This is a genomic window from Paenibacillus sp. GQ49 (assembly GCF_059759055.1).
The window spans coordinates 250,331-270,911 of the sequence record NZ_JCAXEL010000006.1; the positions used below are offsets into that span (position 1 = coordinate 250,331).

A 20,581-nucleotide genomic window follows, 5' to 3' on the forward strand; every position below is an offset into this window, starting at 1 on the left:
TATGATTTATAATCATAGCCTGTCAGCGTTCAGGACATTGGTTACCTAAAGCTTCACCTGGTCCCCGGGTTACAATTGGATCTGATATTCTGGTCTCATTACTTCGTAAAATCAATGACCATGCGTCCCTGGATTTTGCCTTGTTCCATCTCCTTGAAGATGTGGTTAATGTCTTCAAGCGGACGTTTGCTTACGATGGGAACGACTTTGCCTTCTGCGGCAAACTGGAAAGCCTCCTTCAAGTCTTCCCGCGTGCCAACCAAGGAGCCGATGACTTGTATACCGTCGAGAACGAGGCGTGGAATATCAAGATCCATCTTGTCCGTCGGAAGTCCTACCGCGACGACCCGAGCGCCTGCTTTTACAACATCGATGGCTTGATTAAAAGGCGTTTTCGCAACAGCGGTAACTACGGTTGCATCCAGTCCATACCCGTTTGTTAACTCTTTGGCTCTGGAGACCGGATCGTCCTTCAAGCTGTTAACCACATGGTCAGCACCGACCTTCAGCGCCGATTCCAGTTTTTCTTCATTGATGTCAAAGGCTATGACTTTGGCATTGAACACATGTTTTGCATACTGCACAGCCAGGTTACCCAAACCACCGATGCCGAAAATACCGATCCACTGCCCTGGTTGGATATTGCTTACTTTTACCGCTTTATAGGTGGTAACTCCGGCGCAAGTTACGCTGGTTGCAGCAGCAGGATCGAGATTATCCGGTACCTTTACCGCATAGTCGGCCGTAACGATGCATAGTTCCGCCATTGCGCCATCTACCGTGTAACCTGCATTCTTGACCACACGGCACAGCGTTTCCCGCCCGGTCAAGCAATACTCGCAGTGACCGCAGCTTTCGAACAACCAGGCAATGCTGACTCGATCGCCGATACTTAGGTTGGTTACCCCTTCCCCTAATTGAATGACTTTTCCAACGCCTTCATGACCGAGAACCCTGCCCGTAACGTCACCAAAATCGGCATTTTTTACATGTAAGTCCGTGTGGCACACTCCGCAATATTCAGTTTGAACGAGCGCTTCGCCATGTTTGAGGGGGCGAAGTTGTTTTTCCTCTACACTGACCCTCTTGTCCTTTGTCACAACTGCAGCTTTCATCTGGAAATCTCCTTTGATTAACAATTCTGCTGATTTGTACTTGGGCGAAAGTATTACACTCCCCATATGATTCGAATTTGGTTCTGAAAATATGCAAGAAATTGCCCATAAGCTAGAAGCTGAACGGACGAAGAAATGGTAATGCAGCCTGTCACATTTATATCCATATTCATGTTTATTGTTCTTATCACATAAGCATCTGAACTGCACATCTGGCATGATACTCCGCGAGACCTCTAGCGAATTGCTGATCGGGGAATTGTCTGTGAAGCAGTTTCAATCCACCTGATGTCAAGGATAGATGATGGCAAAATCGATAAAAGTTCATCCGCTCCGGGTCGAGATCGTTATTTACTAAATCGTGATAAAAGTCTCCAAATCGAAACTCCAGAAAGCTATGCTCATATTCGAGATCAAAGAATTCTGCGCCCTCAATATCAATAAGACATGGTTGCATCGCATGATCTATCCATATATGATCCGGACCTAGCTCTCCATGAATGAAACTATAGAGATCTCTGGGTTGAATTGCTGCTTCCAACTCGTAAAGTTTCTCAAGCAGCCTTTCGTTATTTTTCCTGATATCTGTCATGTGTTTGGATGCATAGGATAAAGCTGTTTGGGCATCCAACCGCTGAACTTGGTAGCAAGGCCCAGCCTTTTTGCTTTTATCGTTGGCGTTTCCATAAGCGTTCCTTTGGATTCCATGCATATTAGACAACATATCCCTGATCCGTTGAAATAACGCATCCCGATCTTTGTGATTTTTATGCTGGAAATAGGCCTCGGCCTTCTGTCCATCCACATACTCAACAAGAGCGAAATCATAAGCGTGCTGATCTCTATCGCTATTTAGGTCATACAAGGTCGGCGTTCGAATTCCATGTTGAGCGAGAAAGCGAGTATTCAAAGAGAAAAGTTCGCTGCCATAGGAACTGTGGAAAGTGGGGTCATTCAAGATCTCTTGCTGAAAATAGTTGCTGGAAATATCCCAAACGTACAGCATACAAGTGAACCATTCGTGCAGTCAATTTTGTAAATGACTTTTTGTGCGCCTCCATGTATTCTTGTACTCTGCGTTATGAGGTAACTGGCACCAAATACATGTTGTACATAATCCTGTAATTCTTTACGAGTAAGATGGTTGTTGGACATCATTGATTTATGCTCCGTTTCAACTGTATTTTGCCGGCCAGCTACCTAAATATATAGAATATTTTTCCAAAAAAATAGACTGTTTCTTTTCGATCTGTTAAAGTGTTGATTAAGGTCTGTATATTTCCTATGTATATCAAAGCAAGGGGCAGGGTACTCACGCTAGTGAGTGACCCGGCCCCTATTTTGCATGCAAGTTGACTCTCTATCGACATCAATTAAGACACTCAGACCGTAGCCACCGAATCTCTATACACTAAGTCCACCGTCTACAGGCAATACTACTCCGGTAACAAAAGAGGAATAATCACTAAGCAACCAAGCGGCTGCGTTAGCAATCTCAATAGGTTCGGCCGGACGTCTGAGAGGTGTCTTAGCACTAATTTGTTCAATGATGTCAGGGTTAATAGAAACCCACTGCTGAATCATATCCGTCATTGTGGTTCCCGGAGCAATGGCATTAACACGGATACCCGCTGGCCCATATTCGACCGCAGCCGTTTGAGTCAGACTGTTTACCGCTCGTTTAGATGCCCCGTACGCTCCCAATCCCGGATTCCCCTTCAAACTACCCACGCTGCTGGTGTTAACAATGGAACCTGAACCTGAAGTCTCCATCATAGCTTTAATCTGGGCTTTCATGCACAGCCAGACTCCTTTATAATTTACGGACTGAATCAGATCGAAGTCTTCTTCTCTTTCATCCACCAGCGATGATACTGTGACCCCGACGCCTGCATTATTAAAAGCAGCATCCAGACGACCATATCGTTCCACTGTAGCTTTAACAGCTTCTTCAACGTTGCTTATATCTGACAGATCGGCTGTAAAATATGCTGCATCTCCGCCCGACGTCACAATTTCATCCCTGATTTTACGCAACTCAGACTCTGTTCTTGCGACGAGCATTACAGAAGCTCCTTGTTGTACAAACAGCCTTGCTGCCTCAGCTCCAATGCCTCGCCCTGCACCTGTAATCATCACTACCTTGCTCGCCAACATTTGTCCTGCAATGGTTGTCATATTCATTCTCCTTGCCTGGAATTGTTGATCTCATCAACTGGCTTAAGTATACTTTGACTATTAAATGGTCACGAGAACCTGCTTCATGGTGGGTTTGCGAGTGATAGGATAAGGAGGAGGTTTTACTTGAACGACAGTGAGCGCCGTTTAGCACTAGGTAATTTCTTAAGAGATTTACGCGCCTCTCTTTCTCCCCTTGATGTCGGCCTTTTGCCTGGCAATCGTCGTCGCACACGAGGCTTGCGGCGAGAAGAAGTCGCTGGGATCGCCAACATAGGACTCTCATGGTATACACGCCTTGAGCAAGGTCGTGATATCCGTCCGTCGGTAGGTGTACTGGAAAGCTTGGTTTCGGCACTCAAGCTGACGCCCAATGAGCGAAGACATCTCTTTCTGCTTGCTGGAGAATCACTGCCTCCTCAATCGACTATTATTGAAGAGAGCATCAGCTCGTCCATTCAGGACATGCTGAATGAATTGAATCCTAATCCGGCCTATGTCATCGGGAAAAAGTGGGATTTTCTCGCCTGGAATAAAGCGGCAGATGCTGTTTTTAAGATTAATATGGTATCACCTCCGCATGATTATAATCTGATGTGGCGGCAATTTACGGATCCTGTGTGGAAAGAGGGATCGGAGGATTGGGAGAGTGTCTCACAGAGAATGATTGCCGAGTTTAGAACGTCAAGAGCACGCTATCTGAACGATGATTCGTTCGACAAGTTAATCGAAGATCTGAAGAGGACAAGTGCTGATTTTACAAGGATGTGGCAGTATCATGAAGTGCCAAGCTCCCTTGACGGCTACAAGAGGCTTCTTCATCCCACTTTTGGCGTTGTTGAATTTGAGCATATCACCCTTCAATTTCCCAATGAACCAGATCAGCGAATCATGATTTATATGCCTCATCCAGCAACAAAATCCCGTTTACAGCATTACTTTACGAACGAGTAGACAAGCGTAAAAATTTGAAAAGACTTCATTCGGAATGGAGACATCGTTCTTTGAACTATTATTTTCTGGAATCTCAATATCCGGCTGTTGGAGGAAGCCAATACAAACGCACAGTTTATTCCGACAACGGTATGTTACCACGACGGTCGTATGGTGGAAGAAACCTATTGGACTGCACATCAGCTTGATCGTCTGGATGTTTTCGATTATGAACATTCGGAATATGGGCGCAAAGCGGTCATTGCTGCATCTGTGCAACAGCCTCCACGTATAAGATAGTCAAAGTTGTATCTCGAATCTGCCTTCATGAAGAGCGAATTGGTGAGCATGAATTTTTTATGCTGGATTATATCCATATCTTCAAACCCATTGTTTCAAAAGATTTTTACGAAGTATGCCGAAAGCATAAACTGAATCTAAACGTTACAGAAGTCGGAGAGGTAAGCTCCTGAAATGCATGGATATGAATGCATAGAAAGCACAAAGAAACCCGCGTTAGACGCGGGTTCTTAATCTTTATTTTTCCCCGGTAGCCCCCGGATTCTCCTCATAACTTATTCAGCCGCTCCTGCTGCAGATTGGATTCTGCTGGGCTTTGGCAAGCTAACTTAACTCCCCGATCTATGTGTCATGCTTTTCTTCAACGGATAATCCAATGGATGTAGTCTTGTATCATTTCTTTGCTTCGTGTTCGATTTATTTTATCCGGCTCGAGATACAAATTGAGAGCCATCCCATTCATAAAGGCATACAGTTTTTCCTGTTCCTTCTCTTCATCGGTAGTGCGCAGAAGACCTTCATTTTTCAAGTACGTAATGCAGTTCCTGATTGCGTTTTGCAGGTCCTCATAGTTGGCATCAACAAACCCTTTTTGCGTTTTTCCATAGCTTACAAATGCAAACCAAACCTCCATTTCCAATAATGTTTGTTCATCCGTAGGCACTAGCTCAAGCAAGTATTCAACAATTCTTTCTTGAGGCGCCAGTTCTTTTGCATTCAGATTCTTTAGCCGAGTAAGTACCTTTTCTTTAACTAACTCCATTGCAAATGCTAGCAGTCTCTCTTGTTTGGAAAAATAATGTCTTAAAGCGCCTTGTGATAATCCGGCTTCCTTTGCAATTGTTCTTGACGTTGCATGATGAATGCCTTTCTCACTAATGATTTTCCAGGTAGCTTCAGCGATAATATTTTTCATCTTCTCATGGTCCACAATTTTTGGCATACACACAGAATATCATATTATTTAACTCAACTGAAATAAATAGACGCTCAAGATGGGATGTGTTAGAGTTTATTTAACTCAACTGAATTAAAAAAAGAGACAAAGGCGACATAGCACTCAAAGGAGGGGAATTGGAATGAATCAGCAATCCAAAGTAATGTTTCCAGGAAGGGGAAAGGCAATCGGCCTAGTATGCATGATAATTATATTTGCTGCCGTATTGTGGTTAGTGTGGACCGGAAACTTGAATATAAGGTACACGGCTGATCTTGAGGAAGTAATCCCAATATGGCATAGTATGTTGCCGGCATTTCTTGGCATTTTTCTAATTCGTATGATTCCTTATAAAAGTCAATATCCCTCGTCTTTCCAACAAATGGAGAAACAGCACTTGGTGGTTCAATCGATTGCATTATTGCTGTCAGGTATTTTATTTACGGTTTCCATGATAACGATAGACCCGCAAGGATTACATTTCGAGCTATATTATATGGCATTAAAGTTGACGACATTATTGTTGATCCCGTTGATTTTATTGCTGATTTATCGAAAAATGACTGGCGGGCAGCAAAACATGATCTCTGCAAAGCCTCGCACTCGCAGACACGTAATCGCCCCACTAATCGTTGTTGTGGTGTGGTGTTATCTAAAGTTCTATTCCCCAGCTGCACAACCAGAAGGAGCGATCACTGCAACCGATACGACAGAATTACTTCTTTTGGTGTTGGTTGGTTTCATGATCAATAGTGTATTGGAGGAAGTTTTTTATCGGGTATGGTTGCAGACTCGATTGGAGACGCTGCTTGGAAGATGGCCCGCCATATTACTGGTTTCAATACTATGGTCCATCTGGCATGTCGCCATTCAAGGAAGTGGTCAGTGGGATATGGATGTGGCAACAGTGATTGCAAATCATGGGGTTACGGGTCTGTTTCTTGGTTATTTATGGGCCCGCTATTGTAAAATATGGGTGATTATCCTGATTCATGGACTCATGAATGCTTCTCCTCAGTTTCTTTTGCAGATTTTGTTTCATTAGCGGGAAATAAAGGTTCCCCTGAAATAAAGTGAACTACGATTGTTAGTGATCAGCAGTACCAAAAGCCTCCTCCAGCGGAGGCTTTTGGTTTTAACGGCTTGGTCCCGCCTTATGTTGAATAATCAGTGATTCGGCGTCAATTGTCACCGTAAGATCGACAAAACGGTCACTGTATCCCTCTCTTCAGTCCTCAGGAACATCTTCGGAATAAAACCAGAAGCGAAGCAGTCGCCGCTCAGGATTTTGAAGGATTTCAACAGAAAACAAAATACGGCCAACCACCGCATTCCCTCTTAACTGATCTAGTCGCTCAACTTACTTCATTTTATGTGTTCAGGTCTCTGAAGAATGTTCCTCAAGTTTAGGACATGTATTTACGTTTTATATGTCAGGTATACTGACATATATTTTTGTTTTTATAACTTTTCTCTTGAGATCTAGCTTTCGTCGTTATTTTTGTTAACAAGAAAATATTGTTGTAAATACATTTATATGTTATCGTTTATTTGTGTTAGATAATATAACATAGCGTTACATATCGTAGAGGGGGAGCGAGATGTTTATTAATCGAACGATTAGGAGATTGGGAGTTTCAGTAGGGATTCTGAGTATGTTTGCATTTGTTATACCTACAGTGGGCTTTAGTATGCCGCTGCAACCAACAACCCTGGATAAGGTAGAAGGTGATTATTATGTAACATCTGCGATTGAGAACATTCGCTGGGGATCACTGCCCAATCGAGACAGCTCTCCGATTCTTACTGTACCATCAGGAAGTGCTGTAACATTTGACACGGTATCGCATGAGGGACTGATGGAGGATCAAGGGAGAAATCCAGTGGAGTACTTCGGCAAATTTGGTATCTCATCCGATGGCGTGTTGGATGATGCGAAGGCAATTACAGCTTCTGAGATTAAGCATGATTTTGTAAAAGACGGACCTCATATTATCACTGGGCCAGTAGCGGTTGAGGGAGCAGAGCCGGGAGATGTGCTTAAAGTAGAAGTCCTTTCGTTGCAAACGCGAGTTCCCTATGGTGTCATTTCTAACCGTCATGGGAAAGGGGCCCTCCCTAACGAATTTCCAGAAAATACAGGCCTACAAGAGGGAGCTAGCGCAACAAAACCGGAATTATATAATAATGTATCTATATTTACACCTATAGAAGAAATCAACGGCAATTGGTATGGGGTATTACCAACAAAAGCCGGCAAAAATGTACGTTTTCCCATTAACCCGTTTCTAGGTGTTATGGGGGTTGCACCAAATACCAGCGAGGTTGTGAGTTCGATCCCGCCGATTGAAACGGGAGGCAATATGGATATTAATGAGTTGGGTGTTGGTGCAACTATTTATTATCCGATTCAAGTTAAAGGCGGTCTATTCTATACTGGTGATCCGCACTTTGCGCAAGGAGATGGAGAAGTGGCGTTAACTGCATTGGAAGCTTCCTTAAGGGGCACAGTTCGGTTAACGGTGTTAAAGAAAGGTGATCCATCACTGCCACACAGCGGAGAATTCACGCAACCCTTTGCTGAAACAGAGGATTATTGGATTCCCATTGGCTTGGACCCTGATTTGGATGAAGCAATGAAAGAATCAGTACGTGAATCGATTCAATTCTTATCCGATAAGCTTGATATGGATAGAAGTGTAGCTTATGCGTACCTATCGGCAGCAACGGATTATGAAGTATCTCAGGTCGTGGACCGAACGAAAGGGGTTCATGGACTCATTCGAAAGACCGATTTCCTTGAGTATGTTGACGTTGCCATGAATGTAAGTGGTACGACAATCAAACCGGTCGTTCATAACGATGAGTTCTACGTACCGATTCGAACCATTTCGGAGCTATTGGGCGGCGCAGTAGAATGGGATCATAAGACGCGTACCACGCAAATCAAATTAGGCACGAAAAATATAAGTGCTCAAATTGGTTCAGATGTGTATTCAATTAACGATAAACTGGTGTTCAATCGTAAAGTACCTAAGCTTTTAAATGGCGAAACTGTAGTTCCGGTTGCTGTTATTAATGAAATACTGGGTGCTTATGTAAACTGGACGACGATCGACAAGACGTTGACAGCAAATGTATCTTTAAGTAAAAAGAAATAATCGATTTCATTATTCAACCGTGGTGGGAGGGTGTCCATCACGGTTTTTCCTGTTATCATGAATGCAAACATAGAAAAATACATCGCCGGGGCAGATATGCCACCTGGCGATGTATTCAACATCGATACACGGCTATACGTTTTTGTCAGCTTCCGCATTACCGGTAGCCACCGGATTCTCCTCATAACTGATCCAGTCGCTCCAGCTTCCGGAATACGATTTCACATTTGTATATCCCGCTTCTTCCAACGCAATCACGTTCGGGCAAGCTGAGACACCAGAACCGCAGTACACGATAATTGCACCATCTTTGTCCAGCTTCACGAACCTTTCCTCCAGCTTAAAGAAGTAAGACAAAAGACCTTGTTTTTTTAATTAAATAATCTCATAGAAGGAATATATAGGTATTTGTCGAATACATAATTTAGGTATTTTATACTAATTGGTAAAGTGGGAGTGAATGAATTGAAAATACATAGTTTAAAAATAAAAGGGTTTAGAAGACACCTTGATTCTGAAGTGAACTTTTCTGATGCTACTTTTTTAATTGGGGAGAACAATATTGGGAAGAGTTCTGTATTAGCGGCGTTAAATATTCTTTTGAACGATACAAGAAAGTTGCCTGAAGAAGACTTTTTTTCGTATCGCGATGTTGAGACTGGCTCTAATTTTCAAATATCTGATGAAATTGTTCTTACAGGGGAGTTTCGCGATATTCCGCAAGAAGCTAAGAGCTGGGTGGGGTTTAAAGGACGAGTATTGAACTATCTAGATGAGAATGGCGAAACTAAATTGAGAATTGTTTATAGAAAGACGTTTAAACCAAATACTGATTATATTGTGGAAATGCGAGAACAATTAAAAAGCTTGAAACCGGAATTCGAAGGATGTATTTCAGTTCAAGAATATATCAATGCTGGATTGGAAAGTTCTTTATTAGAAAGTTTGCTCCCAACTACTGCTCCAGCAAAAAAATTAACAGCTAAAGAACAATCTCTAATCAAAGAGTTGGAGGATCTGTACGATTATAATGAATCAGACGAAGAATGGTTTAAGAATCCGGGAGGAATTCCTGCTAATGTTCTTACGAAGTTACCAAAATTTCTTTTAATACCTGCTCAGGATAAAGCAGATGAGTTATCAGGAACCTCTGGAACGCTTATTTCTACTTTAACTCAATTATTTAACGATGTCAGAGAATCTTCAGATAACTACAAGCAGGCTCAACAATACTTGGATTTGTTAGCTGCTGAGCTAAACCCAGATGATCAAGAAAGTGAATTTGGACAAATGATGGTAGAGTTAAATAAGACTGTAAGTGATGTTTTTCCAAATACTGGGCTGAAAGCTGTTACTAGTTTAACTGATGCTGATAAGGTTATCAAACCGCAGTTTAAAATATCAATGTTTAGTAACATAACTACATCAGTTGGGTTACAGGGCACAGGGATAATACGTTCTGCAGTTTTTGCTTTACTGAGATACAGAAATATTAGAGAAAATAGAAAAGAAGTTGGACAGATAAGACCTCTTTTGATTGGATTTGAAGAACCGGAAATCTATTTACACCCTAATGCGGCACAACAAATGAGAGATACAATTTACGAATTAGGGAGCTCTTCAAGCAATCAAATTGTCTGTACCACTCATTCGCCATATATGATTGATTTAAGTAAAAAACCTTTACAAATTTTGAATTGTTTATCTCTTAAAAAGGTCAATATAGAATTAAGTGGAACGGAGTTTGAGGTAGAAAAAGTGAATTGTAACTCATTTAACACTAGTAAGGAGTTCATCAATCTTCATGAAGTAGACAAAACTTACGTTAAAATGATCTTGAAAATAGACGATCATATTTCTAGAGTGTTCTTTTCTAAAAATATTTTAATCATAGAGGGAGATACGGAAGATATCGTTTTAAGAGAAACGATAAAAAGAATGCCTGACCTGGTAAGAAAGGACATTGAATGTAACTGGCAAATAGTTAAAGCTAGAGGTAAGGCAGTTATAATTTCACTAGTTAAATATTTGAGAGCCATGGGTCTGAGCCCAATTGTTATACATGATAAGGATGGAGGAGTTGCAAGAGCCGAACAATACAATGAACCTATTCGGATTGCTGTAGGCGATGATGAAGCCAGAATGATGCTGAACAATTGTATAGAAGATGTACTGGGGTACACGGCACCAGCAAGCGAAAAACCATATACTGCTTATAAGTTTATTACTGAAAATTGGAAGGATCAATGGGACTCAATCTCTAGAGAGTGGAGATTAATTGTGGAACATGTATTTAAAGAATCGTTTAGTCTCATGCCTAAAGACGATGTTTCAGATATTCTTGATCAAGTGGCGACGACTTTGGATGAGTAACCTTCAATTTAAGGAATAAATAAAAGTATGAATTATGGTCTAAAGCAGTTTAATTTTACTAAATGAAATTATGAATAGAGGGAGATTGCATGTGGCAAAATTTTTATTTTACAGAAAAGTCGGATTATGAAACTCCACCTTTGAAAAATGAAAGAAGGAAAGTTTTGGAGGTTGTCTCGGAAAATATCCTTTTTAAAAATGAAATAAAGATTGCGTTAGGATTTGGAACTTCTCGTCCTATAAATGACGAGCTTAGAGAGTTTCCTTCATTGTTGAATCTATATCTACATTTGAAAAAAATGCACCCGGTACGTTACGCACAAGTTCTAAGATCTATTTGGATTGATATTTCTAAATTTGGCATTGACTTGACGCCTGATTTGAAACCGTCACCAAAGATTGGTCAAATATGGCTTATGGATACGCCTTACGGCGATTATAATTTAAAGCCCGAGAGATTGTTTGTAATAGTGGGGATTGCAATTAAGAAAGTTATCGTATGTGAAGTTCAACAAAGCTGCGAAGATGGGGCAGTAAAACTAGAAGATGACAATTTCCAAAAAGGTAGGCCGTTGTATGTGAATTTTAATAGAGATGTTGCAATGAGAGAAGATAACCTTAATATTTGTATAGCATCCCTAAACGAAAATAATGCATGGCGCGTTTCTGATAAAATGATTGAAATGCAACGAATTCGTAAGGAGAGTTTTTATAGAAAAGTAAAGTTAAGTTGATAAATCGGACTTTTAAGAAAGTATTTATGATCTATTTTGTAATTTAATGGACTAAATTATAATAAATGTATATATCCAATTGCACCATAGTCAACAAGTACAGCTACTTCATCACTCTTACCAAGTTGCCAACAAAGGTGTAGCAGACTGATCCCTTCAAAGTCGCACAAATTTTGATTCAGACCGTTGTTTAACATCAATAAAAGTGTTTGTACATCTCCAAGAGCCACGCATTCAAAGATGAATGGTGGCTCTTGGAGAATTTCGTTTCTATAGATACTAATGAGCATAGCACACTTTAATGAATCGTTGTTTTGGCAGGCATCTAGAAAACTTTGTTTTATTGACAACTGGATCAGCCCCGCACAGGATTGAGTAATGTTTCTCTTTATATACATCCGTGTATATCATTTTATATAGGGAGAGAGTTGATTGGAAACATTAGTAATGCTTAATAAGGATGACAAGGGGTTATGTCCTAAATGTAATGAAAAGCTTCAATATGAAAAAGAGTGGGACAGACTGTATGATAAGGATGATGTTAATACACCTCAAGGAATCATGAATGTTGAAAGACTATACAACGAAACGTGCCTAAGTACACTTACATTAAGTGCGACGCAGCTATATATGTCAAACCATAAGTGATCGAATAGGTATCCGTCTGCGGGGCTTTAACTTTTGCCTTCATATGACGGAATCTGAACGACCCTAATGTACACAGAAGACGGTAAGGTGATCGACATTCGGGTAACCAAATAAGCATTTAGAAGAGGCCCCTACAGAGATGTGGGGGGCTTTTGCTATACATGGGTGTCTGTAAGAGTAAGTTATATAGATTAATCCTGTATTATGGAAAGTGATTGTCACAAATTTCTTCTTCATGTTTTAATGAAAATACAAAAACCCCGCGCAATCAACACGGAGTCAAGTATTTTAATCTTCTATATAGAATTACTTATTTTGTTGTTCTTTAACAAATACTTTTGCGTATCAGGCAAATTACTTTGTTCAACGTACTCAACATGTTCAAAATAAAAGTTGTATATCTCCGATAGCAAATTTATAGGAACTTCTTTAATTGTTTTTGTTGTTTGTGGTAATAATTTATTACCATCAAACTGCATTGACAAAAAACGATTAGGATTGAAACCGTTACTCAAAAGTAGGTCGAATAATACTTCACCATGGTAGTTCTCCTTGGCTAATTCACTCGAAATAAACAAGACACTACTCAGAGGGCTGGCGTAAGAGGTGGATAAAACTAACTTACGCTGATCACTCTGAAAAGCAATTAGTTCATAGTTCTTCACTCGCCAGCACCTCCAAGTTAAAAATATTTTATGCAGTAGATCCTAATTGCAACACTAAAGATTCCTCAATTAATTTACATGAACCAGAGATAATAGCATATGCTTCCTCAGGTGTGGAAACGAGCTTGGTACCTTCTACAATTTGAGTTGTATGGAACATCTCATGGCGATTAGCCTTTAAGTATTGATAACATCTTACTAAAATATCAATGGTATCACTGTCGAAATTACTTTGCAAGTTCGTATTTATAAAGGTGTTTCTGTGATTGGAATTAAAAACATAATCAGTCTCGTTGCTTACACCTGGATTAACATAATATTTGAATCCTTGTTTGTCAGATAAATATACATTATTATCTAAGCACAATTGTTTTATACGATGTTCAAGAACCCTTATTGTCGGCATTGCCCAAGCTGCATAGTCTCGTAGAGTTGGAGACGCTACTACTAAAGTGAAACTATCAGTTATAAAATTGGCCATCAAAGGATCTAAAAGACTAAATCCTCTTGGAAGATTTTCATTAATATGTTTTGTGACCTTGTCATCGGATGATTCATTACCAGAATCTGATATTTTTGTGGATATTACATTACCTGTATACGTAGCTAGAAAGGTTTTGATAACAACATATAAATTCATTAGCAAACCTTGATAAAACAACTTTTGAGTAGAATTATAATAAGTTAAAGTAACTGAGTCCCCGAAATCAGTACTATATTTTAGTATAAGTCCATTCTGTCCTTTATCCTCTTTAGTGTATTTTAAGCCCGGTAAACTCTCCATATAATCAGTTAATTCTGTAAACTTATCGGAAGGCAGTAAAGTGGAAAAAGTACCACTTACAACGTTCTTATATTCCACACCGTCTCTAATTAAACCATGTAATTCTGTAGCAAGCTCAGGTGAATTTCCTTTAGGTAACGGTGTAACAGTAATTGTATTATCTATTCTGAAAAATACATCTATGTAGAATTCACTCCCGTTTTTCTCCAAAGAATATCTAGTTTGTTGGTTGGTGGAATTCAAGCATTCTGAACTCTTAATGGCACAGAAATTATTTATTATTACTTCTAGACCAACCCTATTAAGATAATAACCTTTTTTCTTAGCCATTTAGTTCCATGTCCCCTTTATCTAATTCAATCAATTCCCATTCTTGTTTGTTATTTAAAATTCTTAATATAACAATTTGTTTTTCGGTATCGAAGGCTGCTTTAATTTCTAAGTATTCATTTAGTTTTCTATTTTGATTTCTCCACTTTGTCTTAAATACTTCAAATAAATGTTCAGAAGAAAATATTTCATTTCCCATTATTAAACCTAAACTAATATTTTTTTTGGTTGATTTTAATAATTTAAATTCAGTCTCATAGTCTAAGTATTTCGTAGATTGGTCTAAAAGTTTAGTATAAGTATTCTCTGTGTCTAGCTCATCAATTTCTTCTATTTTATTATTTAGATTCTGTAAAGCTGCTTTGGCCAGCAAGTCAACCTCATCATTGTACTTATCACCGGAGTGGGACTTCACTTTTGAAAAAAATATCTCTATTTGTGGACTTACTTTTTTTATGAAAGCTACATAATTTTGTGTGAAGGGATTATTAGCTTTCCACTCATTTTTAGCCCATTTTTCTATTCCAGCATAGTCATAGAATATTTCAATTGATTTAGCCTTCTTATCCAATGCATACTCGATCACTTGAATAGCTGCCTTAATTTCACCAGCCACATTTCTTTGGTCTAGAATTTCTTTGTCGTTTTCTGCCCCTGCAAACTTTAGCTTTTGGTTTTTGTGGAAGATTATACTAGCATAGCTATAATATTTTTGTTTATCGTTATAGCTACCATCAATATAAGCAATAATTTCTGCTTTAGGTTCTGAAGGAGTCTTTAATTTTTTTGGACTATCTACATTGTTAAATGCAAAGGATTTAGCTTCTTCGTAACTTGTAAATGATTTGTATGTAGCTCCAGGAAACCCATCAACTTGTTTCTTACATTCGGCCCATGTCCTAAATACACCTACCTTCCTCCCCTTTTTTACAGCATAAAATTTCTCCATGGAGTCACCTTCGCTTTCGTATTTTCGTGAAATAAATATTTGCTATTTTTGATGGATTATTTCTCTATTAAGAAGTGTTCTCCCTAATTATTACATTATAAGCTAAAGAAAAAAAAGCTATGAAGAGAGAATATTGTTGATATAGTATTAAAGATAACACAAATAAAAAATGGATTTTAGGAAACTTCATTTAAATCATATCTTACAATAACCTCCAAAATAATACAAGAGAAAAGAGCGAACGTTAGTTCGTTAGAATTTTCGACTTTGTTTTAAGTTATATTGATATCAGCATTTTTTGTGGTATCAATTTTGTTGACTGTCCGTTGAATAAGCTAACCAGCTAAATGGCTTTGTTGATCTTGAAAACTAGAGTGAAATGAACGGAACTCTAGCTTCTTTCTGAATAGAGCTTAGGGTAATTTTAGAGTTCATTCTCCCATTGAAAACACTAGTCCTGCTGTGACAGCAAAATACTTTCTGTGAATCAATGTTGATTTCTTGTTGACTTTGATAAACAAATACACCGCTTCAGGCATCAGCCTGCATGGCGGTGTATTTGTCTTTGAGATACTGTAGATTTGTCCTCCGAACCTACTCTTCCCCGGTAGCCACTGAATTCTCCTCATAACTGATCCAATCGCTCCAGCTTCCGGAATACAACTTCACATTCGAATATCCCGCTTCTTCCAGTGCAATCACGTTCGGGCAGGCGGAGACACCAGAACCGCAGTACACGATAATTGCACCATCCTTGTCCAGCTTACTGAAACGCTCTTCTAATACCTCAGTACCTGTCCAACGTCCATCCCAATCCAACACGTCTTTCCAAAAATAATTCAACGCACCCGGAATATGCCCAGCCTTGGCATCGATCGGTTCCTCCAACCCCGCATAACGGCGGGCATCGCGAGAATCGATCAACACAGCGCTGCCGCTTGCCGAAGCCTGCTGAGCATCCTCAACACTTGCCAGCATCTGCGGCTGTACGTTCACCTCAAAGGAAGACGGGATCTGCACGGATACATCCTGAGTCACCGGGAACTTGGCATTTTGCCAAGCGGAGAAACCTTCGTCCATGATATACACCTGATCATGACCGATGTAGCGAAGCAACCACCACAATCGTGAGGCATTCATGCCGCCTTGATCATCATAGGCAACAATTCGACTATTTGAGCCAATGCCCGCTTTGGATAGACGGCTTGCGAGAACAGCCGGGTCAGGGAGCGGGTGACGTCCTCCGTGTGCAGACACCGGAGAAGACAGATCTTTTTCCAAATCGAGATAGACAGCTCCTGGAATATGTCCAGCTTCATAAGCTTGTCGTCCAGCCTCCGGTTGACCGAGCAAGAATCGGCAATCGGCAATGACCACATCCGGTTCATACATTCTGGCGAGCAGCCAGCGCATGGATACAATGTTTTTCATGAGAATACACCGCCTTATATGTAGTGGGATGAATTCAACTGGAATCTGCGTGGTGCAGGTCCCAGTTGTTTTTTTACAAAAATCCTAATACAAACGCAAGTTACACCACTGTAGGTTCAACAGGCCCTTTGCCAGCGATCGGAGCATCAGCAGGAATGGGTTGAGGTTTGGTTTTGCCATATCGAATGAAGATCCATACCCCGAAAATAATGACGACCCCGGCAGACATCTGTAATGCACTGAGCGATTCGCCGAGCAGCATCCAGGCCAGTAATGAAGAGAATACGGGTTCTCCAAGTACCCCCATGGATACTGTCGTAGCATTCATATATTGAAGCAGCCAGTTGAAGAGATAATGTCCAAAGATCGTTGGCACAATGGCGAGTAGCAGGAAGATTCCCCACTCTGACGCAGCGTAACCTCCGAACGGATGGCCCATGATCAGATTATATACCGCCAGCGTGCAGGCAGCCACGAAGAACACCCAGAAGTTATACGAAAATGCACTAAGTCCCGCTCGCAAAAATTGACCCAGCAGCATATGGACAGCAACTGCAATTGTGCCAAGTAAAGACAGGATATCACCTTGCAGAGCAGTACCTGCCAACTGGAAATCTCCTGCGCCAATGACGATTGATCCAAGCAGGGCGATGCCCATGCCGATGATCATCATGCGGTTAATTTTGGCTTTGAACAGCCATACCGAACCGGCAAGAATCAGTATAGGCTCCAGCGCGAGAATAACTGTGGAACTGGCAACACTGGTGAGCCGTAGCGAACCCATCCAGAGCAGGAAATGAAGGGCCAGCATCACACCGGATGCAAGCAGCAAGCCCCACTGCCGTATGCGTAGACGCGTCATCTCGTGTCTGTATTTCCAGACAAAAGGCAGCATTAGCAGATTGGTCAGAAATAGTCGATACATGGCAATGACCGCAACATCTGCGGTAGACCAGCGTACAAAGATCGAAGAAAAAGAAATGGCGATAATGCCGACAAAGAATAACAGATAGATGGATCTGCCGGCACGGTTCAAGCTTGTCATGGGTGTAGCTCCTTCTTGAAGTCTGATGGCGTAAATCACTTCATTATACAGGAGAAGGTAACCGCAGGAAAGATAAAGAGAACGAAGAGATAAGTAGATTGTAACCGGGCTTGTAACTATTCTGTCATTCTCCCGATCCATTTTTCTATTAATCTTCTATATAGAGACATGAAACGAGATAATATACCAATAATCGGGAAAAAATGAAAGTAAGGAAGTGGCATGACAGTGAGAGTTCAACAAGAGAGAGCGGGAGAACGTGGCAGTATTCCGCCTAGCACAAGTCGCACGAAAACACATAAACGAAGAAAAATCCGGTATGGAAGGGTAAGCATAGCTCTAATGCTCCTGGTACTATTCGTTACCGGTATTACATATGTATTCCTTGGCATGACGCATTGGATCAAAAGCGTTGTGGCGCCGCCTCCGATTACTGTAATAGAACAGCCCGCCAAGCTTGGCATGATACAAGTTACTCCGGATGCGAAGGAGGAGCCGGCACGGTTCCAGGGTCAGGTCCGCAAATTGGCATACATAACGTTTGATGATGGCCCAACTGAATATACGGAACAACTGCTGGATATTTTGAAGCAGCATGAGGCGAAGGCTACCTTTTTTATGATCGGACGTCAGTTGAATCAGCATCCAGAAGCTGTGAAACGGCTGTTGAAGGAAGGAAGTTACCCTGGACTCCACAGCATGACGCATAACTATAAAAAGCTGTATAAGAGCGGTAGCTCTGCAAACTTTGTGAAAGAGTTCAAGAAAGAGCAGAAGATGGTGCAAGACCTGATTGGTTTTACGCCGCATCTTATTCGTGCACCTTATGGCAGTAGTCCACAGATCGGTGAAAAGTTCAGAGGTGACATTGCTGCTGCCGGGTTCAAAATGTGGGACTGGACGACAGATTCACTCGATTGGAATCTTCCCGGTCAGCCTGACAAGATTGTGGCCCGCGTGAGCAAAAGTGTACATCGGGATAAGGAAGTGATTCTGATGCACGAGCGGGAGCAGACCGTTCAGGCTTTACCGCGTATTCTGAAGCTACTCGAGGATCGGGGTTACGAGTTCGAAGTATACGATCCGGATGCACACTGGGTAGCCAATTTTAGCGGGGATAGCCGTTTGTAATATAACAACAAGATGATGATGCAAGAGAGGAAGGACTTGGGTGCTAACGAGTAAAAAAGTGGCGCTTGCGGCAGCTAGTGTATTGCTAATTCTGCTGGTGAGTGGTTGTGGAGATCCGCAGGAGCCTGCGGCAAATCAGGTAAACCAATTGGTGCTCAGTGGTCAGGAGATCGATCAGAGTTTGAAGACGCTGACCAGTCATGAGCAGGAAGATATGAAGTTATACAAGTCTATTTTGGACAAAGGCAAGAACAAAAACAGTGATCTCGAAGCACTGCTGGATCAGGCAGCAGGTCATATTCATGAACGAAGAACGTTGTTAAAACAAGCGGAAGAGGCGATGAAACAGACCCACGAGAAGACGGTGGCCCTGCGCAGCTCCCTTAAGGAACTATCATTTGAAAAAGAAGAAACGTTGGCACAGGCTGAAAAAGTGCTGGATCAATATGAAGCAAGAGCACGTGCGTTGGAAAATTTTGTTACTTCGTATCAATTGAGTCTGAGTGCCGATGAGCAGTTGTATGATCTGATGAGAGAAAGCGCAGAACCTAATCTTGTAAAGATTAAGCGAGCCATTCGGGTACGGAATAGCGAATATGCGAAGCTTGCTGAATTCCGAAAGCAATTTAACCTCCAGACCAAAGCATTTAACGGAGCCAATGCCAAACTGGTACAGATGGATCAGGCCAGCTAGAGAAACTCAGCACCTGTTCAGACATTTTGCATGATTGAGCTGCCTGTCTCCCGTGTAAGTACTAGTATACAGCCAAGCCAATGGATGAGAAGCAACATGGACAAGCATCATTGCGTATAAGCTAACGGAGGTGTTCATATGCGAAAAGGAAATACAATGAAAGTCAGTGCATCACTCCTGGTTTTACTTATGGGATTCTCGCTTGTGGCCTGTGGGAACAGTAATCCTGCTGCACAGCCACCAGAGAATAATACGGAAGAACAGTCACCAGCACCGGAGCAACAACCGAATGAAAGTGCTGCAATAGAAGCTGAAGGTATTCTCACCGGATGGGCTGATCCGCATACCGTTGAGATTCGAGTGAATGAGAAGCCGATGTCATTCCAGGTGAGCGAAGATCTGCAGAAGTCTCTGGATGATATCGATGACGAAGATTCCGTTCGTTTCAAATATGTAGAGAAAACGATTGATGCAACAACGAAACAGTTGGTACTTACAGAGATTGCAAAGATTGAATCGAGTGATGACAATAACGCTTCCAATGCAGGCGGTACAGTAACGTCCGATCGTCCGAAGACATCAGAGCTGGAAGTGACGGTAGAAGGAGTGACCGAAAAACGCCCAGTGACACTGGCACAAGCAAAAGGTTATTCACTTTATGTGTTTGAACCGATGGCTTTTGATGCGGAAGACCATGAATTAACAATGAAGATTGATCCGGATTATGAGGTAGAGATTGAGAAGCTGCCTGCGGATTTTAACCTGGATATGTTGAAGATGGATGCCAAGGAAGAGTTATCCGAGACCGGAGAAGTGAAGCAATTAACAGCTGAACAACTTAGTAACGGGCCGATGAAGGATGCAAGATTGTACATGATGTCCCAGAATGATAAGAAAACAGAGTACTTTATTGTGAAAGAACTGGACGGCAATGGTTTCATTTTCCACATCCAAGCACCGATTGGTGAACCTTCGGAAGGTTTCCTGCCCATGGCATATGCATCCCTCAATTCCATTATGAATGAGTAGAAAATTAAATTAAAAAGATTCCCTAAACAGCGTGTTTCCTTGAGAGAGGAGATACGCTGTTTTATTAACGTTACTACAATATAGATAGAATGTACCGTGCCGTGCATAGACAAATAGCCGGAAGGAGCGATGCGGCTGCATAGG

Annotated in this window: 18 protein-coding genes and 1 pseudogene; 9 read left to right on the plus strand and 10 right to left on the minus strand. The window is 41.3% G+C overall.

What is annotated here, in order from left to right; translation table 11 throughout:
- Positions 1 to 98: 98 nt before the first annotated feature.
- From adhP to AC6CIF_RS13940, 3 genes are all read right to left on the minus strand, one after another.
- Complete coding sequence (gene adhP, locus AC6CIF_RS13930; protein WP_498200077.1) at positions 99 to 1,115, minus strand: alcohol dehydrogenase AdhP; 1,017 nt, start codon at positions 1,113 to 1,115, stop codon at positions 99 to 101.
- A gap of 187 nt (positions 1,116 to 1,302) precedes the next feature.
- A complete protein-coding gene (locus tag AC6CIF_RS13935) occupies positions 1,303 to 2,121 on the minus strand; it encodes a phosphotransferase family protein (protein WP_498200078.1) in 819 nt (272 codons plus the stop codon).
- A 398-nt stretch (positions 2,122 to 2,519) separates the two neighbouring features.
- Positions 2,520 to 3,293, minus strand: coding sequence for an SDR family NAD(P)-dependent oxidoreductase (locus tag AC6CIF_RS13940; RefSeq protein ID WP_498200079.1), 774 nt, complete (start codon positions 3,291 to 3,293; stop codon positions 2,520 to 2,522).
- 126 nt (positions 3,294 to 3,419) lie between these two features.
- Here AC6CIF_RS13940 and AC6CIF_RS13945 point away from each other — a divergent pair, with 126 nt between their 5' ends.
- Positions 3,420 to 4,247: a helix-turn-helix transcriptional regulator gene (locus AC6CIF_RS13945; protein ID WP_498200080.1), complete on the plus strand. Its 828-nt coding sequence runs from the start codon at positions 3,420 to 3,422 to the stop codon at positions 4,245 to 4,247.
- A gap of 87 nt (positions 4,248 to 4,334) precedes the next feature.
- A complete protein-coding gene (locus AC6CIF_RS13950) occupies positions 4,335 to 4,526 on the plus strand; it encodes an imm11 family protein (RefSeq protein WP_498200081.1) in 192 nt (63 codons plus the stop codon).
- 361 nt (positions 4,527 to 4,887) lie between these two features.
- Here AC6CIF_RS13950 and AC6CIF_RS13955 read toward each other — a convergent pair whose 3' ends face one another.
- Positions 4,888 to 5,469 (minus strand): TetR/AcrR family transcriptional regulator, encoded by a 582-nt coding sequence (locus AC6CIF_RS13955; protein WP_498200082.1) that lies wholly within the window; start codon positions 5,467 to 5,469, stop codon positions 4,888 to 4,890.
- Positions 5,470 to 5,863: 394 nt separating this feature from the next.
- Here AC6CIF_RS13955 and AC6CIF_RS13960 point away from each other — a divergent pair, with 394 nt between their 5' ends.
- Positions 5,864 to 6,508 (plus strand): CPBP family intramembrane glutamic endopeptidase, encoded by a 645-nt coding sequence (locus AC6CIF_RS13960; protein ID WP_498200140.1) that lies wholly within the window; start codon positions 5,864 to 5,866, stop codon positions 6,506 to 6,508.
- A 556-nt stretch (positions 6,509 to 7,064) separates the two neighbouring features.
- Complete coding sequence (locus AC6CIF_RS13965; protein WP_498200083.1) at positions 7,065 to 8,624, plus strand: acetamidase/formamidase family protein; 1,560 nt, start codon at positions 7,065 to 7,067, stop codon at positions 8,622 to 8,624.
- Between the two features lie 132 nt (positions 8,625 to 8,756).
- Here AC6CIF_RS13965 and AC6CIF_RS13970 read toward each other — a convergent pair.
- Positions 8,757 to 8,987: pseudogene (locus tag AC6CIF_RS13970) on the minus strand (sulfurtransferase); the annotation flags it as partial.
- A gap of 102 nt (positions 8,988 to 9,089) precedes the next feature.
- On the opposite strand from AC6CIF_RS13970, the gene AC6CIF_RS13975 reads away from it, so the two are divergent.
- Positions 9,090 to 10,997, plus strand: a complete 1,908-nt coding sequence (locus AC6CIF_RS13975) for an ATP-dependent nuclease (protein ID WP_498200084.1) — start codon at positions 9,090 to 9,092, stop codon at positions 10,995 to 10,997.
- 89 nt (positions 10,998 to 11,086) lie between these two features.
- The gene (locus AC6CIF_RS13980) at positions 11,087 to 11,731 is read left to right on the plus strand and encodes a hypothetical protein (RefSeq protein ID WP_498200085.1); all 645 of its coding nucleotides are present in this window, start codon (positions 11,087 to 11,089) and stop codon (positions 11,729 to 11,731) included.
- 944 nt (positions 11,732 to 12,675) lie between these two features.
- Here AC6CIF_RS13980 and AC6CIF_RS13985 read toward each other — a convergent pair.
- The 5 genes from AC6CIF_RS13985 to AC6CIF_RS14005 all read right to left on the minus strand — a co-directional run bounded on the left by AC6CIF_RS13985 (position 12,676) and on the right by AC6CIF_RS14005 (position 17,583).
- Positions 12,676 to 13,044 (minus strand): type II toxin-antitoxin system RnlB family antitoxin, encoded by a 369-nt coding sequence (locus tag AC6CIF_RS13985; RefSeq protein ID WP_406881155.1) that lies wholly within the window; start codon positions 13,042 to 13,044, stop codon positions 12,676 to 12,678.
- A 28-nt stretch (positions 13,045 to 13,072) separates the two neighbouring features.
- Positions 13,073 to 14,158 carry a type II toxin-antitoxin system RnlA family toxin gene (locus AC6CIF_RS13990; RefSeq protein WP_498200086.1) on the minus strand — a complete coding sequence of 362 codons (1,086 nt, stop codon included), beginning with the start codon at positions 14,156 to 14,158 and terminating at the stop codon, positions 13,073 to 13,075.
- Entirely contained in the window at positions 14,151 to 15,107 is a 957-nt protein-coding gene (locus AC6CIF_RS13995; RefSeq protein WP_406881153.1) for a ribonuclease H1 domain-containing protein, read from the minus strand. The genes AC6CIF_RS13990 and AC6CIF_RS13995 overlap by 8 nt, the downstream gene beginning before the upstream one ends.
- Before the next feature lie 594 nt (positions 15,108 to 15,701).
- A complete protein-coding gene (locus AC6CIF_RS14000) occupies positions 15,702 to 16,538 on the minus strand; it encodes a sulfurtransferase (RefSeq protein WP_498200087.1) in 837 nt (278 codons plus the stop codon).
- A 100-nt stretch (positions 16,539 to 16,638) separates the two neighbouring features.
- Positions 16,639 to 17,583, minus strand: a complete 945-nt coding sequence (locus AC6CIF_RS14005) for a DMT family transporter (RefSeq protein WP_498200088.1) — start codon at positions 17,581 to 17,583, stop codon at positions 16,639 to 16,641.
- A gap of 228 nt (positions 17,584 to 17,811) precedes the next feature.
- On the opposite strand from AC6CIF_RS14005, the gene AC6CIF_RS14010 reads away from it, so the two are divergent.
- The 3 genes from AC6CIF_RS14010 (at position 17,812) to AC6CIF_RS14020 (ending at position 20,437) form a co-directional block, all read left to right on the plus strand.
- Positions 17,812 to 18,714, plus strand: coding sequence for a polysaccharide deacetylase family protein (locus tag AC6CIF_RS14010; RefSeq protein ID WP_498200089.1), 903 nt, complete (start codon positions 17,812 to 17,814; stop codon positions 18,712 to 18,714).
- Between the two features lie 40 nt (positions 18,715 to 18,754).
- Positions 18,755 to 19,408, plus strand: a complete 654-nt coding sequence (locus AC6CIF_RS14015) for a YkyA family protein (protein WP_498200090.1) — start codon at positions 18,755 to 18,757, stop codon at positions 19,406 to 19,408.
- Positions 19,409 to 19,546: 138 nt separating this feature from the next.
- Positions 19,547 to 20,437, plus strand: a complete 891-nt coding sequence (locus AC6CIF_RS14020) for a DUF8580 domain-containing lipoprotein (protein WP_498200091.1) — start codon at positions 19,547 to 19,549, stop codon at positions 20,435 to 20,437.
- Positions 20,438 to 20,581 lie beyond the last annotated feature (144 nt).